Source organism: Acetivibrio cellulolyticus CD2 (assembly GCF_000179595.2).
In the GTDB taxonomy this organism is placed as follows: Bacteria; Bacillota; Clostridia; order Acetivibrionales; family Acetivibrionaceae; genus Acetivibrio; species Acetivibrio cellulolyticus.
In genome coordinates this window covers 21360-39661 of record NZ_JH556655.1, presented here as the reverse complement: position 1 = coordinate 39661, position 18302 = coordinate 21360, and the positions used below count along the sequence as shown (strand labels likewise).

Annotated in this window: 15 protein-coding genes and 5 tRNA genes; 14 read left to right on the top strand and 6 right to left on the bottom strand. The window is 34.9% G+C overall.

Going from position 1 to position 18302, the window contains the following annotated elements; all coding sequences use genetic code 11:
- Positions 1 to 251 precede the first annotated feature (251 nt).
- The 3 genes from ACECE_RS31110 (at position 252) to ACECE_RS0211930 (ending at position 2239) form a co-directional block, all read left to right on the top strand.
- Entirely contained in the window at positions 252 to 425 is a 174-nt protein-coding gene (locus ACECE_RS31110) for a hypothetical protein (RefSeq protein ID WP_010247232.1), read from the top strand.
- A 107-nt stretch (positions 426 to 532) separates the two neighbouring features.
- Positions 533 to 889, top strand: a complete 357-nt coding sequence (locus tag ACECE_RS0211935) for a hypothetical protein (RefSeq protein WP_010247229.1) — start codon at positions 533 to 535, stop codon at positions 887 to 889.
- A 201-nt stretch (positions 890 to 1090) separates the two neighbouring features.
- Positions 1091 to 2239 (top strand): THUMP domain-containing class I SAM-dependent RNA methyltransferase, encoded by a 1149-nt coding sequence (locus ACECE_RS0211930; protein ID WP_010247227.1) that lies wholly within the window; start codon positions 1091 to 1093, stop codon positions 2237 to 2239.
- 84 nt (positions 2240 to 2323) lie between these two features.
- Here the strand turns inward: ACECE_RS0211930 and ACECE_RS0211925 are convergent, their stop codons facing one another.
- Complete coding sequence (locus tag ACECE_RS0211925; protein ID WP_010247223.1) at positions 2324 to 3319, bottom strand: response regulator; 996 nt, start codon at positions 3317 to 3319, stop codon at positions 2324 to 2326.
- A gap of 308 nt (positions 3320 to 3627) precedes the next feature.
- Here ACECE_RS0211925 and aroA point away from each other — a divergent pair, with 308 nt between their 5' ends.
- Both aroA and spo0A read left to right on the top strand, forming a co-directional pair.
- Positions 3628 to 4896: a 3-phosphoshikimate 1-carboxyvinyltransferase gene (gene aroA / locus ACECE_RS0211920; protein ID WP_010247221.1), complete on the top strand. Its 1269-nt coding sequence runs from the start codon at positions 3628 to 3630 to the stop codon at positions 4894 to 4896.
- Positions 4897 to 4993: 97 nt separating this feature from the next.
- Positions 4994 to 5803 (top strand): sporulation transcription factor Spo0A, encoded by an 810-nt coding sequence (spo0A, locus tag ACECE_RS0211915; protein WP_010247219.1) that lies wholly within the window; start codon positions 4994 to 4996, stop codon positions 5801 to 5803.
- A 119-nt stretch (positions 5804 to 5922) separates the two neighbouring features.
- On the opposite strand, the gene ACECE_RS0211910 is transcribed toward spo0A, so the two are convergent.
- Positions 5923 to 6201, bottom strand: a complete 279-nt coding sequence (locus ACECE_RS0211910) for an HU family DNA-binding protein (protein WP_010247217.1) — start codon at positions 6199 to 6201, stop codon at positions 5923 to 5925.
- 333 nt (positions 6202 to 6534) lie between these two features.
- Positions 6535 to 6927, bottom strand: coding sequence for an adenine nucleotide alpha hydrolase family protein (locus ACECE_RS0211905; protein ID WP_010247215.1), 393 nt, complete (start codon positions 6925 to 6927; stop codon positions 6535 to 6537).
- Positions 6928 to 7312: 385 nt separating this feature from the next.
- On the opposite strand from ACECE_RS0211905, the gene ACECE_RS0211900 reads away from it, so the two are divergent.
- From ACECE_RS0211900 to ACECE_RS0211860, 9 genes are all read left to right on the top strand, one after another.
- Entirely contained in the window at positions 7313 to 8155 is an 843-nt protein-coding gene (locus ACECE_RS0211900; protein WP_010247213.1) for a fumarate hydratase, read from the top strand.
- A gap of 25 nt (positions 8156 to 8180) precedes the next feature.
- Complete coding sequence (locus ACECE_RS0211895) at positions 8181 to 8735, top strand: Fe-S-containing hydro-lyase (protein WP_010247211.1); 555 nt, start codon at positions 8181 to 8183, stop codon at positions 8733 to 8735.
- Positions 8736 to 8803: 68 nt separating this feature from the next.
- On the top strand, positions 8804 to 9016 hold the full coding sequence (locus ACECE_RS0211890; protein ID WP_010247209.1) for a DUF1858 domain-containing protein: 213 nt from the start codon (positions 8804 to 8806) through the stop codon (positions 9014 to 9016).
- A 347-nt stretch (positions 9017 to 9363) separates the two neighbouring features.
- Positions 9364 to 10635: an adenylosuccinate synthase gene (locus ACECE_RS0211885; protein ID WP_010247206.1), complete on the top strand. Its 1272-nt coding sequence runs from the start codon at positions 9364 to 9366 to the stop codon at positions 10633 to 10635.
- A 341-nt stretch (positions 10636 to 10976) separates the two neighbouring features.
- A tRNA-Lys gene (locus ACECE_RS0211880) sits at positions 10977 to 11052 on the top strand.
- Between the two features lie 558 nt (positions 11053 to 11610).
- Positions 11611 to 11685, top strand: a tRNA-Glu gene (locus tag ACECE_RS0211875).
- 75 nt (positions 11686 to 11760) lie between these two features.
- Positions 11761 to 11837 (top strand) — tRNA-Asp (locus ACECE_RS0211870).
- A 14-nt stretch (positions 11838 to 11851) separates the two neighbouring features.
- Positions 11852 to 11927, top strand: a tRNA-Thr gene (locus ACECE_RS0211865).
- 4 nt (positions 11928 to 11931) lie between these two features.
- Positions 11932 to 12016: transfer RNA gene (locus tag ACECE_RS0211860), tRNA-Tyr, on the top strand.
- A gap of 324 nt (positions 12017 to 12340) precedes the next feature.
- Here the strand turns inward: ACECE_RS0211860 and ACECE_RS0211855 are convergent.
- The 3 genes from ACECE_RS0211855 to ACECE_RS0211845 all read right to left on the bottom strand — a co-directional run bounded on the left by ACECE_RS0211855 (position 12341) and on the right by ACECE_RS0211845 (position 18297).
- Entirely contained in the window at positions 12341 to 13315 is a 975-nt protein-coding gene (locus tag ACECE_RS0211855) for a glycosyltransferase family 2 protein (RefSeq protein ID WP_010247202.1), read from the bottom strand.
- Between the two features lie 24 nt (positions 13316 to 13339).
- Complete coding sequence (locus ACECE_RS0211850; RefSeq protein ID WP_456049012.1) at positions 13340 to 16171, bottom strand: glycosyltransferase family 39 protein; 2832 nt, start codon at positions 16169 to 16171, stop codon at positions 13340 to 13342.
- A 131-nt stretch (positions 16172 to 16302) separates the two neighbouring features.
- Positions 16303 to 18297, bottom strand: a complete 1995-nt coding sequence (locus tag ACECE_RS0211845; protein WP_010247196.1) for a glycosyltransferase family 39 protein — start codon at positions 18295 to 18297, stop codon at positions 16303 to 16305.
- Between the last annotated feature and the right edge of the window lie 5 nt (positions 18298 to 18302).

The following is an 18302-nucleotide window of genomic DNA, read 5'->3' as shown; positions in this document are numbered from 1 at the left end:
AGTTACTACTAAATATAAGACTGTTTTCAGCTAAGAAATAGTATACATACTGTAAATGCTAGAAGAGATAGATTTAATTTTATTTAGGGAAATAATTGAATATATGGCTTATTGGATTTAGAATGGGAAAAGGTTGCTTATAATCTTTGATATAATGATATAAATGTATGAACTTTTTAGCAGGTTTCGACGTCTAATTATAGTGTTAGTAAATATGAATTTGAAAAGTGTTTAAGGGGGATCGGCTACATATGAAAGGGTATAGCTATACTGAAATTGGGATGCTTTTAGGAGCTGCAATGGGAGGGGCGATTGCGGTTTTAGGGTTTTCAATTTGGAATAGTTTAATGTCATATATTTTAGTTGGTTTTTCAATATTATTAGGAATATTTGCAGGTAAAATTGTAGAAAAAAAGCGAATGTAGAATTTGTATGGTTAAATAAAATTCTGCTAAATATAATTTGAATAATTGCACAGAAAGTAATAAACAGAGTTAATATTTGAAATAATAGATTCATCACATTAACATGAATGGAGGAATCTATCATAGCTACTAATGAGTATAATGAAGCAATAAGCCTGGTAAACGAGCTTGAAGATATGGAAAAACGTATATGTAATTTGCCTAATGTATTTGCAGAAATATTAAAAGATGAGATAAATGCAAATGATGAGCAAAGATTATTTAACGGGTTTAAAAGAATTATAAAAAAATATTCCCAAGATACAAAAGGGCAAGAAGTTATGGATGAAATGATTAGGGTATTGTGCGGTGGAGCATCTATATATGAAATACTTCAAGTAACCAAGGAGGAAAGCATAGACCCAACATTGTCGACAGGAATAACAGTAGAGAATCAATGCCATGTTGACAATATAGACCAATAAAAAACACAAAATTAGCTATGGGAGCAGCACAATAGTCAAACATCTCTTAATGTATAAAGAAACCTTTTGATGTAGACTTATTATGGATATTCTATAGCTGATTTTATTTATATTTAAAAAAATTTATTGTTTATAATAATTCCAATGGATATAATAAATACTGCCAAGTAACAAATATGAATAGACTTGAGGTATGATTATATGGGGAAAATACATCTTATTGCAACATCTGCTTTTGGAATAGAGGCAGTTGTAGGTAGGGAACTTGAAAAGCTTGGATATAGCGATCAATATGTAGAAAACGGAAAAGTTACTTTTTCTGGTGATGAAAGTGCAATTTGTAAAACGAATTTGTGGCTTAGAACAGCAGACCGTGTATTATTGAAAATGGGAGAGTTCAAAGCTTTATCTTTTGATGAGCTATTCGAACAAACAAAAGCACTTCCATGGGAGCAGTGGATACCCGAAGACGGAGAATTTCCGGTGGATGGTAAATCTGTTGACTCAAAACTTTTTAGTATTTCTGACTGTCAGGCTATTGTAAAAAAGGCTATAGTTGAAAGGCTTAAGCAGAAGTATAAATGCGAATGGTTTAAGGAAACAGGTCCGCGATATAGGGTTGAAGTGTCATTGCTTAAAGATATGGCGACATTAACAATCGATACTAGCGGGTCAGGGCTTCATAAAAGAGGCTATAGGAAGCTTGTAGGAGGAGCCCCGCTAAAGGAGACAATGGCTTGCGCTTTAATCCAAATCAGTAGATGGAGACATGATCGGACACTTTTTGATCCATTTTGTGGTTCGGGAACTATTCCGATTGAAGCAGCTATGATTGGTTTGGATATTGCTCCAGGTCTAAACAGGGAGTTTGATGCTGAAAAATGGCCTAATATACCAAAGGCTCTTTGGTTGGATGCCAGAAAAGAAGCACGAGGGATGATTAAGGTTGATAGAGAGCTAAAGATTCAAGGTACTGATATTAGTGAGGATGCTATAAGCCTTGCCAGATACCATGCAAAGATGGCGGGGGTAGATAAGTATATACATATTCAGAGAATGCCTATGTCAGAAATCAGTTCTAAAAACAAATATGGCTTTATCATCTGTAATCCACCTTATGGCGAGCGCCTTGGAGAGATAAAAGAGATTGAAAAGCTGTATAAGGAAATGGGAACGGTATTTGGTTCATTGGATACCTGGTCACATTACATTTTATCTTCACATCCCGAATTCGAAAAGCTTTTTGGCAGGAAAGCAAATAAGAAAAGGAAATTGTATAATGGTAGGATTCTATGTAACTACTATCAGTTTTATGGGCCACCGCCACCAAAAAACAGCAGGATTGAGTGATAATACAATAAAAGAAGAAATAAGGCTTGCTTGAATGTAATCCCTTTGAATGTGCCCCGTATGCTCTAGAAAAAATGCGGGGCATTAGTTAAACTTCTTGTAGCTTTTTCTTGCGTGATCAAGTGTGTTCAAACCAATATAAGTGATTTTTTCAAGCATTATTTTGTCTTCAACTATTTTTAGCGCTTTCTCCATAAGCGCTTGAAAGTTTTTGCCGTCATGGGGGAAGGTAGTATGGACGGTGTAGAAGTAGTCATTAGGTAGGTTCAAACTATTCAGCCCATCAATCAGGCTATCCTTTATTTTGATCATTACCTTATCAGCTCCTTGGGCGTTTGTAAAAGGTAGTATGACTAATATATCCTTGCCGTCATTGAAGATAACTGTATCGGTGGATCTTGAAGCTGATTTGACTTTTTCTATGGCCATTTGGTACGCTTTTTCCTTTTGAGAGTGAGAAAGCGTTTTTTTACTCTCTGAGGAAACTTTGTTTATATCTATATGGGTTATAAATACTATTGATAAATTTTGATTTGCTCTTGAAGCTATTTTAAATTCTTTTGCAATATAGTCTTCAACAGACATAGTAATAACATTTGCACTATTTAGATTATAACTGAATTTGTTTTCGATTTTTAAGGTACTTCTTATTGAGTTTTCGAGGCGCTTGGTTTGGTAAGGCTTAATAATAAAGTCACTTACATTGAATTTGAGTGCGTATTTTTTATATTCAATGTTATCAGATTTTGTTATAATTATTATTGGTGTGTTTGAGGTGACTGCATTTTTTCTAAGAGAAGAAATAACTTCAAAGCCTTCGCTCTCAGAAGGAAAAGAAATATCAATAATTATCAGAGAAAAATTAGACAAGTCGTGAATAACATGATAATACATTTTCATGCTGTCAATTTCAGTAAAATTAAACTCTCCAATATTATCGAAGGTTATCTTTACTTTTTCTCTTTCATATTCAGAATAATCAATAAGCAATACTGTTCCATCCATATGATCAAAAGTCCTTATTATAATATTTGATAAGCCATATAATACCAAGTTAAAGCTTGTACAATATACATACATTAACACACCTATATATATATTCTAACACAAATTACAAATCCATTGTAGTACCCAATCCTTTTTATTGGATAGCCCAAGTTATTTTTCAGCATTCCTAACCTGAATATTTCTTATCTTTCAGGTATTAAAAGTGTTGAGTGATTACATAGCTTACCACTTTGCAGAGGCATTTGCTATTCTATTAGTTATGAGTGAATAGTTGCTATTTTAGAATTATATGATAATATAATAACAAGGGACTTGGCAATAATTAGCTTTCAAATCCCTAAATAGATAAATTAATGTAGCATGGTAGAAGGGAGTTTTATATGATATTAAAAGTCAGAAAATCAAAGGTAAATGGAAGAGTAAAAATACCGGGGTCAAAATCCCATACGATAAGAGCTCTTTTTATGGCTAGTCTTGCTGGAGGAGAATCACAAGTATATAATCCACTTATTTCAAGTGATGCACTGTCAGCAGTTGAGGTCTGTAAAGCTTTAGGAGCTCAAATAGATAAGCTTGATAACAAATATACTATTAAAGGTTTTAATGGAAGTCCATGTACCCCTGCGGATGTTATAAATGTAGGTAACTCAGGGACTACTTTAAGACTTGGGGTTTATTTAGCAGCATTAGGAGAAGGATATACTGTTTTTACAGGTGATTATCAGGTCCGTAGAAGACCATTGGGGCCACTCATCAAGGCAATTAATAACCTTGGAGGAGAGGCATTTGCAACTAGAAATAACGATATGGCACCAGTAGTGGTCAGAGGGAAACTAAAAGGTGGAAAAACAGAGCTTGATTCTGTCACTTCTCAATTTCTTTCTTCAATTCTAATCAGCTCTCCTTTAGTTGATAAGGACACAGAAGTAAATATTACGCGCCTAAATGAAATACCTTACGTTGATATAACAACGTGGTGGATGGATAAGCTAGGTATAAAATATGAAAACAACGAATACAAGTCTTTTTATATTCCGGGAAATCAAAAGTATCAGCCATTTAATGTAACTATACCTGGAGATTTTTCATCGGCAACATTTTTTGCTGTTTTAGCGGCCATTTCAGGTGAGGAGTTTGTGCTGGAAAATCTTGATATAACAGATCCGCAAGGGGATAAAGAGGTGTTTTCAATACTGGAAGACATGGGAGCAAAAGTAACACGGGGAAGAGATAGTATTATAATTAAAGGTGATACTCTTACTGGTATGGACATAGATATGAATGCTATTCCCGATGCACTTCCTGCTATGGCTGTTGCAGGGTGTTTCGCAAAGGGGGAGACAAGATTATTAAATGTTCCTCAAGCAAGGTTAAAAGAAACTGACAGGATTCATGTTATGTGTGAACAGCTTGGCAAAATGGGTGCGAATATAGAAGAATTGGAAGATGGCCTTATTATTCGTGAGAGTAAACTTAAAGGCTGTCAGGTTAATGGCTGTGATGATCACCGAATTGTTATGTCTTTAGCAATAGCCGGGTTAAACAGTGAGGGAGAAACAATAATAGATTCGGCAGAAGCTATCAATGTGACATTTCCTGAATTTGTGAGCAATGTAAGTAAATGTGGTGGCGAAATAGAATTTTATTAATGAAATTTAGAGAAAATTGTATTATTTTAGTGCATTTTATATTATAATTAATTAGGGAGATTACCAAAAGAGGTTTATTTATTAAAGGGAGTATGAAATGAAAGATAAAATTACAGTTTTAATTGCAGATGACAATGTGGAATTTGAAGAATTATTAAAGGAATATATGGACCAGTACGACGATATAAGTGTTGAAGGTATTGCTAAGGATGGAATGCAGGCTTTAGAAATGATTAAATCTATAAAGCCTGATGTTGTTGTTCTTGATGTTATTATGCCAAACATTGACGGAATAGGTGTTTTAGAGAAACTGGCAACGCAGCAGATGGATCGGAAGCCTCTTTTTATTATGTTATCGGCAATTGGTCAGGATGTGTTTGTCCAAAAGGCAGTATCATTGGGTGCAGAGTATTACATTATAAAACCTTTTGACGTTGAGGTTCTAGTTACTAGAATAAGGCAGCTATATGAGGAAAAATATCTTTCGGCTTTTTCCTATAAGCCAGTAAATAAAAATATGGAGTTTGCTAACGCTGATGCTTTAGATCGTACATATGATATTGAAGTGGAAGTTACAAATCTGATGCATGAGGTTGGAATACCTCCGCACATGGCGGGCTACCAGTACTTAAGGGAAGCGATTGTGCTAACTGTGAAAAATCCAAAGATGTTTAGTTCAATAACAAAGAGTTTGTATCCTGCTGTTGCTGATAAATTTAATACTTCGTCGCAAAAAGTGGAAAGAGCGATAAGGAATGCAATTGAAAGTGCATGGGCAAGGGGAAATCTTGATACTATAGATTCTTTGTTTGGATATACAATTAACTATACAAAGGGTAAACCTACAAATTCTGAGTGCATTGCAATGATGTCAGATAAGATCAGAATTTCAATGGGAATCAGGTAATACTTGGTTTTTCTGAGTGAGTTTCATTTAGTAATACTTATTTAATAATTTATTAATTAAAAAATATTGAAGTCCTGTCTACAACTAGACAGGACTTCAATATTTATCAATAATATTTATTACTTTTTATTAATAATATCTTTTAGGCCTTTACCTGCTTTAAATACAGGAGCCTTTGATGCTGGGATTGTGATTTCTTTTTTAGTTTGTGGGTTTCTTCCCTTTCTAGCAGCCCTGTTTCTTACTTCAAAAGTACCAAAGCCAACAAGCACAACTTTATCGCCTTTTTCAAGAGTTTCTTCAACTGATGAGATTAAAGCGTTTAAAGCAGCTTCACTGTTCTTTTTGTTTAAACCAGATTTTGAAGCAATTGAGTTTACCAATTCTGTTTTGTTCATGTACACAACCTCCTATATTTGGAATTCGACAATATTTTATAATGAAAATAGCGGAAAGTCAAGCCATTCCTGATAAATTAGTGGTTTTAAGCAAAATTTTTTTAATATGGGTATATTTATCTTGAAAATTAAATCAATTATGTGTATAATGTTATGTTAATTTTGGAAAATGCCTGTCTGCAACCTGTGTCTATTGGATCAAATAAGATTAGACTGTGAAATAATAGACGGGGTTGTATTTTTTTACATTACTAAATTATAAAAAAGAGTGATGGATTGAATTGACCAACACTCTTTTTTTTAGAAAAGATTAAACAATTTTCGACATTTATATCATATTTCTTCTTGAGGCACTATTTTTATTTCTACATTACTTAGCAGACATTTTAGCTCGTTAAAAAAATTGTTTTCCTTATGATCGTTAGGTGATTCACCCATCACAATATATGATATCTTTTTTTCTCTTGCAAAGGTAACTATTGTTTCAACAATGTTATCTGATTTTAGTACTGATAAATCAGCTCCTACAGATTTAGAAATTCTAAACAGGTAGTCGAGTGCTTCTCCTTCTTTGATGTTGTCTAAGAAGTTCCATGCGTTCTTTGCAACATGTATAACGAATAGCTCACCTTTTAGATCATCTTTCAAACTTGCTGCCCTTCTAATCAACCTTTCGCATGTTTTCTGTTGAGTAACGCATACCAGAATGTTTTTAGGAGAATCCAAACTTAAAAACCCCTTTCATATAATGAACTGCAAAAATCATGTAGCCAAACACAATAAAATCCAAAGGTTATATTAGCATATTTGCTTTATGTAGTAAAGATTTACAAAATGAAATAAAAGTAACTTATTAAGTTTTTTAAGCCAAAGTATTAAATTTGTAGTGCATTAGTAAAAAATTAAAAGGTTGTACAAACTACAAGGTATTGAAATGAAAGAATATAATCATCTCCTACTATCTATTATATCAGAATTATTAAACTCATGTGTGAACAATTTTTTAAATTTTTAATAAGTTTTTTTAGTATTTATAAAGTATTCTTTTCATACAAGCAAGATTTTAGTATACTAGTAGGTGGTTATAATGTAAAGAGAGATGGAGGAAAATATGAGAACAATACATACGGATGAAATAACTGAAATAGTACAAAAACTTTGTAAAAGTGCGAATTACTATCTAAATGAAGATATACTAAACGGTATTAAGCACGCACTGGAAACTGAAGAGTCAGAAACAGGTAAGGATATATTAAGTAAGCTTATTGATAATGCTGGTATTGCCAAAGAAAAGGAAGTAGCTATTTGTCAGGATACCGGTATGGCCGTAGTTTTTGTTGATGTAGGGCAGGAAGTACATATAACAGGAGGAAGCCTTACAGATTCTATAAATGAAGGTGTAAGAAGAGGATATGAGAGCGGGTATCTTAGAAAATCCGTTGTGAAAGATCCTATAGATAGGGTTAATACAAAGGATAACACGCCTGCCGTGATTCATTATAATATTGTGGAAGGTGACAAAGTAAAAATCACTGTTGCTCCTAAAGGATTTGGAAGCGAAAATATGAGTGCTTTGAAGATGTTAAAGCCATCAGATGGATTGGATGGAGTCAAGAAGTTTGTCATAGATACTGTTGACAATGCGGGGCCAAATCCATGCCCTCCTATTATAGTAGGTGTTGGTATAGGCGGAACAATGGAAAAGGCAGCACTGTTGGCTAAAAAGGCGCTTTTAAGGCCAATAGATCAAAGAAGTAATGTTAAATATGTGAACGAACTTGAGGCCCAATTGTTAAGTGATATAAATAAATTGGGAATAGGTCCATCCGGTCTTGGTGGAAGGACTACTGCGTTAGCTGTAAATATTGAGGTATATCCTACTCATATAGCAGGACTTCCTGTTGCTGTCAATATTAATTGCCATGTAACAAGGCATGCAGAGGCAGAGATATAGAGATAAATGTATTGGAGGGATAAAATTGCTGTACAATTTGGAAGCACCTTTATGTAAGGCTGATGTAAAAAAGCTTAAAGCAGGAGATATAGTTAATATTAGCGGTATTATTTATACTGCAAGGGATGCTGCTCATAAAAGAATGATTGGTTTGCTGGAAGAAGGTAAAAGCCTACCTTTTGATATAAAGGACCAGGTTATATATTATGTTGGACCATGTCCGGCAAAGCCCGGAGAGGTGATTGGATCAGCGGGTCCAACTACGAGCGGCCGGGTAGATGCTTATACACCAAAACTCATTGAGATGGGTTTAAGCGGAATGATAGGAAAGGGTCTCAGAGACAATAGCGTTATTGAGGCTATGAAGAAATATGGAGCTGTATATTTCGGTGCTATTGGAGGGGCAGGAGCATTAATAGCTAAAAGTATAATACATGAAGAAATAGTTGCTTTTCCCGACTTAGGGACAGAAGCAATAAGAAAGTTAACAGTTAAAGAATTCCCTGTAACAGTTATCATTGATAGTTTAGGGAATAATTTATATGAAGCAGGAAAGAAAATGTTTAGACAAACTATTTAATAGGGTATATTTTTATCAAGGAGTAGTGTATAATAAACACTAGTAATTTGAATATAGGAGGGAAAAGCATGAACAAAATTACATCAGATATGATAATATCAGAGGTTTTAAGAATTGATAGGGGAACTGCACCTATATTCTTAAATAATGGAATGCACTGTTTGGGTTGCCCATCTTCATCTGGGGAAAGTATTGAAGATGCTTGTGCAATTCATGGTATAGATGCTGAAAAACTTGTTAAAGAACTTAATGAGTATTTTGCCAAAAAGGAACAGGCATAAATTCTTAAATAAGAACAATATTATACTGAGTTACAAAAATAAGACGCTAAGTAAGAGTGTCTTATTTTTATTTGAGGAAGTTTCAAAACACTTAGAAATACGCCTAAATGTGCTAGAAAGGTCCTTTATTAGCATGAAATCCGAACAATGAGAGCGAAAAATGAATTAATATTCGGAAAACTGGTTGCTTTTTCACAGGGATATGGTACAATAATTAAAGTAAGGTTTATATTGTAATTGGTTTGTTTTGCGGTTATAATTTATATGTTGTCAAAAATAAGGAAATTTGCAGTACCATTAAGAGCTATTATTTGTGGTCTGACTTCCGGAATAGGGGGAATGGTAGAATGGCTACCAGAGTAGTAATAGGCACACAATGGGGTGATGAGGGAAAGGGAAAGTATATTGATATGCTTGCCAAAACCTCAGATGTAGTAGTACGTTTTTCAGGCGGAAATAATGCAGGACATACAATAGTCGCGGATGGAGTTAAATACGCGTTGCACCTCATACCATCAGGTATCCTTCATAAGGGGAAAACGTGCATAATTGGGAATGGAGTAGTTGTAGATCCGGCCGTTTTATTAAAAGAAATGGAGAATCTTGCGGATAAAGGAATTAGTACAGATAAACTTTTAATTAGTGATAGAGCGCATGTAATAATGCCATATCATAGACTCCTTGATGAGCTTCAGGAGAAGTTTAGAGGAGAAAATTCAATAGGAACTACAAAAAGAGGTATAGGACCTGCATATGCCGATAAAACAGAAAGATCCGGAATAAGAATGTGTGACTTAATAGATGAAGAGATTTTTGTAAAAAAGGTAAAAGAAAACCTTGCTGTTAAGAATCTTATTATTGAAAAAGTATATGGCGGGCAGGCAATTAACGAGGACGAAGTAATTTCAGAATATTTGGAATATGCTAAAAAGTTAAAGTCTCATGTTATAGATGCTAACAGCTTACTTTTTGATAGTATTGAAGCTGAAAAGGAAATTTTGTTTGAAGGAGCTCAAGCTACGTTCCTGGATTTGGATTTTGGTACATATCCGTATGTTACATCCTCAAACCCTATAGCGGGTGGAGTTTGTACAGGTGCTGGAATAGGGCCTGTATATATTGATGAGGTTTATGGCGTTTTGAAGGCTTATACTTCGAGAGTTGGAGCTGGACCATTTCCGACTGAGCAGGATAACGAAATAGGCAATACCATAAGAGAGCTTGGTTGGGAGTATGGTACAACCACAGGAAGACCGAGACGTTGTGGGTGGCTTGATTTGGTTATGATAAGATATGCCGCAAGGGTTAATGGTTTAACGGGACTTGCAATAAATCATGTAGATACGATTGGAAAGCTCCCTAAGATCAAACTTTGTGTAGCATACAAGAAAGACGGTAAAGAGACAAAAGCTTTTCCTGCAAGCTTGAAAGAGCTTGCTAAATGTGAGCCTGTTTATGAAGAATTTGACGGATGGAATGAGGATATTTCAAGTGTTAGGAATTTTAATGATTTACCAGAGAATGCAAAGAAGTATCTGAACAGGATTGAAGAGCTCGTAGGTGTTAAAATAAAGCTAATTGGAGTAGGAAAAGAAAGAGAGCAAACGGTAAGAGTATAAAGTTTTCTTAGTGTGAAGATATATTTATGATTTATACTTAGGGAGTGTCGTAAAACTACTTAAAAAGTAGTGAGCGATGCTCCCTTTACTTATAAAAATGTAAAATAGTTCCTAAAACTTGCGTATTATTTTAAATATTATCTCTCTTTTTCCTTTTTAATCGCACTTTTATAAGCCTAATTGCTTTTAGTAAAATGTATTTAAATAAGCCAGCTAGCAATGCTACCATAAGGATCTTTACTATATTTTAAAAATATTTTAAAATAATTTTGAAAAACTGGTTGACAGAACTATGAGTTCTGCTGTAATATATATAACTGTGCGGTAGAAATTTAAGGCATGGGCCATTAGCTCAGTTGGCAGAGCACTTGACTTTTAATCAAGGTGTCCCGCGTTCGAGTCGCGGATGGCTCACCAAAACAAAAAAGCGTGTATTTCAGAAAATATGAAATGCACGCTTTTTTGCATTGTTTTCTAACCAAATGCAAGCCAATATGTGCGCTTCTTTATGTTAATCTTGTGTTGTCCTGTCCTAGTTACCATTACCATACCATTATCAGCGTATATTGGCATTTATTATGGAGGTAACGCAAGCTGACTATATTAGAAGGAACCCATATAAAATATTGGTGCTTTTTGAGCTGCAGCAAAGCAAAAAAGCGTTAATGAAATTGATTAAAGACATGGTTATAAATCTCATTCTTAATTTGCACGTGTGTTTATTGAATTTTATGGTATATAGTCCGCCTTTTAATGACTTTTAACAGAACTGTTAGTGGAGTTATTCTTTATGACTCAGTTCTCAAAGGCTAGGGATATAAGCATTTTGGCCGTGGCACCTATTGAATGCTAAAATGGGGATAAAATTCTACAAAATTTTTTTTAAATTATGCTTGACTTTTTGCTCTGATCTGGTTAGAATATATTTTGTCGGTTGACGCAAGTGATAACAAAACGAAAGCCGATGATATTTATGGCCCATTGGTCAAGCGGTTAAGACACCGCCCTTTCACGGCGGCTACAGGGGTTCGAATCCCCTATGGGTCACCATTATAACCTGTGCAAACTGCTGGTCTGTCAGAAAGGGAAATAGCTGGTAGGCCAGTTAGCAGGTCAAAAAAATATGGCCCGGTAGTTCAGTTGGTTAGAATGCCAGCCTGTCACGCTGGAGGTCGAGGGTTCGAGCCCCTTCCGGGTCGCCATTAAAATTTAATATGCTGGTGTAGCTCAGCAGGTAGAGCAATTGACTTGTAATCAATAGGTCGGGGGTTCGATTCCGTCCACCAGCTCCAATATGGGAGGGTTCCCGAGCGGCCAAAGGGGGCAGACTGTAAATCTGTTGTCTCTGACTTCGATGGTTCGAATCCATCTCCTCCCACCAAAATGAAGCGAGTCATTTGACTCGCTTTATTTATTTGTGTTAGCCAATAAACCCATAGCTATGCTACGGGAGTCAATGAGCATTATCCTCAATTCAAGTAGAAAAATAGGAGAGCCAGATGAAAAGATAGTTACTTAACATTTATGTAAAATAGTATTAGGGTTTGAAATGTCCCTCTAGAAGGCTTTATAAAGCTTTTTAGAGCTTTTTTTAATTGAGGAGAGGGAAACATATTAGTGATATGTTTTTTGCGTTATTATGTTGCCTGGTATTACATATAAAGCTCGAAGGTATAAGACCTTCGAGCTTTATAACATAGGAATATTATTTTCTTCCTATAATCTTATTTGACTTTTCTTCTGAAAAATTCTTTGTCTGCCTGACAATATATAATGGTCTTCCTTTTGCTTCATCATAAATTCTTCCAATATATTCTCCAATAATACCAAGAATCATCAATGTAATACCGTTAAAAAACAAGACAACTGCAAGTATAGAAGCCCATCCTGGCTGAGTAATAGCTGGCATAAACAGCTTTGTACAAAGCACTACAAGAAGGTAAATAAAGCTGAGGAAGGACAATAGCATACCAGTATAAGAAGCAAGCTTTAATGGCTTGTATGAAAATGAAGTTATTGCATCAGCAGCAAATCTGATCATTTTCTTTAAAGGATACTTTGTCTCTCCAGCAAAGCGCTTATCCCTGTTAAATTCCAACCCGTACTGTTTGAAACCCAGCCAGCTTATAATTCCTCGAATATATCTATTTTTCTCGTTAACCAGTTTTAATGCGTCACAAACTTTTCTGTCAATAAGCCTGAAGTCACCGGTATCTACAGGAATATCAACATCAGTCATGCTTCTTAAGAAGCGGTAGAACACTTTTGCAGTAAACTTCTTGAAGAAGGTTTCTCCTTTTCTGCTGGCTCTTTTTCCATAAACAACATCGTAACCTTCGCGCCATTTTTCAATCATTTTAGGTATTAATTCAGGTGGATCCTGAAGGTCAGCATCAATTACTACAACAGAGTCTCCTTCGGAAAAGTCCATTCCAGCTGTTATAGCTGTCTGGTGCCCAAAGTTTCTAGCAAAGTCGACGAACTTTATTGTATTATCCTTATTGCAAATTTCATACACCATTTGAGCTGTTTTATCTCTGCTTCCATCATTTACAAAGACTATTTCATAGGGCTCATTTAAAGAGTCCATGACTTTTTTGAGCCTCTTATAGGTTTCAAGAAGAACTTCCTCCTCATTATAAAGCGGAACTACAACAGAACAAACTATTTTTTCAGACATGTAATTTCTCCTCCTAAGTCTTATTTAAAAATACCAGGTTCCAAACCATTTTAAATTGCCCATGTATTCAATAGGCACTTCAAGTCCTGAGAGACCTGGATAATAAAGGACAAAAAGTGCAAACACCAATCCAAGATAAACATAGGCTATAAACTTTCCTTTAGGATATTTATCGACAAAAATATTTATTATATAAACTATTGAAAGTATTAAAAATGGTACTATAGAGAAGTAGTGATAGATAAATGCTACTCTTGTAATAAATATCCAGGGGATATACTGAAAGACTATTGCTGCCATAATTACAAGCAACTTTCTGTCGTATTTATATATTCCCCTAAACAATATTGAAATACAAATTGCTAGAAAAATCAATATTGCCAAGCGAGTACTCAATTGCTTATAAAAATCCAGATTTTTTTCTGCTCCGTAGAAAAGTAAAACGGGAATTATAAAACCTATATAAGAAGCAGCTGAGGCGAGTAGCTGCTTTTTATCAAATTTTGACAGGATGAGCAATAGTATTAATATAGTGGCACATATTGCCATCCACCATGTTTCCAGCCTTCCGAATTTAGTAACAGAAGTAGTTAATGTGCCTGGTAGTGCTGTAAATGCAAATGCTGCAGCCGATGTAATGAAGATTGGGACATAGTATTTCTTTAATTTTGAAAGTGCAAAGACCGTGAATATAACAAAGACGAGAATACCTGTCCACCAAATAGCAGGGTTACCCATGGTAAAAATCTTTGAAGCCATATCAGGTTCTAAATCACTTCCAAAATAGAAGGCCATTGGTTTGACCATAATAGGCCATTCCCACCAGGATGATTGATAAGGATGATCATCTACCAGGTTTGAATGATAATTAAACATACTGACTGAATTGTCGTAAAAGAGGTTTAGCCCGTGACCTTCGCCGGGAACCTGCATCCAAGGGATATATGACAAGGTGTATATAATTAATGGCATTAAAATAAATGCAAAGACACAGTATGCAACTGTAGAATTAACGTAGAGCGGGAAGAATCGGTATACCCAGGAGCCTTTTTGTGGCTCTTTAGCAATTAGTTTTTTGTAATCATTAAATTCGCTTATCTTAGTAACGAAGAATAACAGTGCAAGTCCTGCAGCACCATAAAAAGCTATCCACTTGCTTGCCGCACCAAGTCCAAAAAATAGACCGCTCAGGAATAGTGGTTTTAATGATGCTTTGAACCCTAAAACGTATGATTTATTGGTAAAGTAATCATACATGTAATAATACATAAGAATAATAAATAGAGTAACATAACTGTCTATAGTGGCAATTCGTGTTTGGCTGAAATGCATAAATTCAAACATCATAAGGAAAGCAGAGCAGAATGCGTAAAATCTCTTGTGAAAGATTTTTTTGCCAAATGCATACATTACTGGTATCATAGCGGCGCCAAATAATGTCCCCATTATTCTCCAGCCAAAAGGCACCATTCCAAAAATAAGTAAACCCAGTGACAGGATAACCTTACCTAATGGGGGATGAGTTGTTTCATAGGGCTCTATCTTGTTTATGTGTTCATAGGCAGTACGTGCATGGTAAACTTCATCAAAATACATACTGTTCTTATAGGAAGGTTTGAATACTACAAGGTTCTGTTCATCAAAAAGATTTTCTATACTTCCTTTGCTGTTTTCGTTAACATTTTTTTTAATTATTGTAATGCCTTGCAGTGGTTTTGTACTTCCATATTCAAAAATACCTATTTCATTAAGTGTTCCACCGGCATCATCAACTATAAACTTAAGTTGTCTTGTCTTAACAGGAGCAGTTTCAATATACTTCCAGCTAAAGATATCCTCTTTTACAAAAGAAGCAAGATGTACAAAGCCGTTTTGTCCGTCAAGATACTCGATTGTATACTTTCCGGAGGCATCTCTGTCACTGCCAAGTCCTAAATTAAAATAGATTCGAGAAAGTGTAGTGTCCTTTCCTAGATCGACAGTAAAGTTTTCTCCGACCTTAGACGGCAGCCATGATGTAGTTGGTACTTTAAGATCGCCAAGATTGAACAAAGCTACCAAAAGGTATATAAGAGACATTGAGGCCATAATAAGAAAGTCTTTTTTGTCAAACCTGACCTTTTTTAATTGGGATCTTGCAGGAAGTGCACTTTCATCAAAATCCGATAAAGTTTTAGTTTTGATTTTTGGTGCAGATTTTATCTTGGAATTCTTGTCCTTATATATAATGAATAACGCAGAAAATATAATTCCTGCCATTAAGACGATGAACCCAACAAGAAAAGGACTAACAGTGCTATTAGCGGATTGATTTTGGTGTGAATTCCAGTTTGGATCCATACTTACGGAAGTTTTTCCGGGAGGCAGACTGTCAAGTTCGACCACTTCAACACTGTCGAACCAAGCTTTACCTGTATTTGTACTGCCATATCCACCTATGCCTAAAGTCAGGGTAAAGCTCTGCTGGTTGGGGCTTGTCTTTCCATAAAGCTCAACATACTCCCAATAGTTACTTGTTCCCTTGATATCTTTTGTGGAATCAAGAGAATTTTCAATTGAAAGGTTAGCGCCTTTTTGCTCAGAGCCTATATTTACAGTTTTTATCCAGCAAGACATTCTATAATAAGTATTAGCTTTGACATTTATAGTCTGTTTGTATCTTGAGTCGTTTGCAGAGTTATTTACAATTAAGGCACTTTTAGAGCCACTGTGTACTTGTGTTTCATCAAGTGAAAACTGAGTAACACCTTCATTTTTATCCCAACATTCAGAAATCCATGTATCTATACTACCTTGCTCGAATTCGGGATTATTGGCAAGGTTTTCACCCTGTGCAAAGGAGTTAAGTGGTAGCATAAACTGTATTAGAAGAAATATAAAAAAGCAAAAACCGGACAGTTTTTTCGACACGCTGAAAGCACCCCCAAAATAAAGAACTTTATATAACAATAGCTGTTTAGTCCAAAGACTTAAGCCTTTTTACATGCTTATTTCTTTGCAATATCAGGTGTTAAAGTATTGGAACCTGAGTTAAAATCAAAAGTTATTGATCTGTTTTTAACAACCGTATTAAACGCAACTATGCATAATAGTATAAGTAGTAGTACATTAGCTAGTGAACCAATGAAAAGTACGGTATTGTCTGCTGGTATATGCGGGCTGTCAGTTAAAAACATTCTTGTAAGTACATCATAAGTATTGACAAATACTGTGGCGCTAAATCCTCCAAAAAGGAGAAGATAGCCAATATCTTTATAAAAGATATATGCAAGTAGTGCAAACGCTATAGCAGGGAATAAATATCTTTCATGCATTCTTGAGGAGAGAACAAACACACCCGTAATCTGAATAAGAGATGCTATAGGAGCAATACTGCGTGCATCTTGTTTGTGCTTTAAAAAGTTTGCAAAGTATAAAAATCCTGTAAATAAGGAAGTTAGCACAATAAACAAAATACCCCAAGTATAGTAGCTGAATATGAATAGGGTCTGATCATCAAATTTGTTGTTTGCACCTAAAAGGCTAAACAAATTATATGCATTCATTGCCGCATACTTGTAACCTTCAGTAGTGTTTATATATAAATCTATCAACCATGTTGGGGCTCTTCCTGCTGAAAACGGAATTATAACTATAGCTGTAGTTACAATAGCATATAGTACTGAAAGACCTATGTTCTTAAAGTTCTTTGTTTTTATAAGGTCAATTATAAGTTCGTAACCTATAACAGGGAGGAATATTATTCCTTGTGGCTTCATCAAAACAGCAATTGTGAACAAAATGGTTGAGAAGCTGAGTTTACCATTATCAATTAGTAAAAGAGCTGATAAAAGTATCATTGTAAAAAATGAATCAACCTGCCCCCAAAGTGTTGAATTCAGGAAAACAACAGGGTTAAATATATAAAGTATGGACACAATAAAACTTATAGAAGGATTAAAACGTTTGCTCGCAAGTTTGTAAAAAATAAAAGCAGTGACAATATCTGCAATTATAGAAGGCAACTTAATCATTATTAGATGTGTTGGAAGCATAGACGTAAAGTTTAGGAAGTTTGAAATATGGCCTACAAGTGACAACACAAGGATATAAAATGGTGGATAATCGCAGAACATTCCACTTGTGTAGAAGGTAGAAATACCATTAACATTTGAGGCTGCCATAGACCATCCTCTGAAACATCCTATATCTACACTGAAACCTTCAATAATAGGAGCAGCTATCAATCTTACCACTAGTCCTATAAGCAGGGAAACAATAAGATAGACTTTTTCACGTCCTGGTTTTATTCTTAAAATATTTTTCTTTGTAAGTAGTATCAACAGTATTGCTACGATAAAAAATACTATGGAATACGGAGTCATAAATGATATATTTTTACTTACAGGTATATCAACAACCTTTTTTGGAGCTTCTTCAACGTAAAATTTAGCAACGTGAACATTAGAAGGTAGTTTATCGACTTTCTCAACAACTACATCATCAAACCATGCTTTCCCGGTGTTTTCGTTGCTATATCCCCCAAGACCAATTGTAACAACAATACTGTTCTGTTTTTTCTTTGTTGAACCGTATATTTCAACGCATTGCCAACCACTGGTACCTTTTATATCATTTGAGGTATCAATAATACCATCAACAGAAATGTTGGCTCCTTTGTATTCTGAACCGACATTTTCGGTTTTTACCCAGCAGGATAATTTATAGTAGGAATTGTCTTTAACTTTTATATTTTGTTTATATCTTGAATCATTGGCTGAGTTATTTATGATACATACACTTTTTGAACCGGTGTGGGATACTTTATCATCAAGTATAAATTCAGTTACTCCGTCATCGTTATGATAGGAAGATTTTTCCCAATTATCTAGAGAACCTTGTTCAAAACCGAAGTTTTGAACAAGGTTGGTGTTATCTGCAAAAACAGAAATATTTAAAAGTAATGTAACCATAACAACTATAAGTGGTAATAGCTTTTTCATATTTT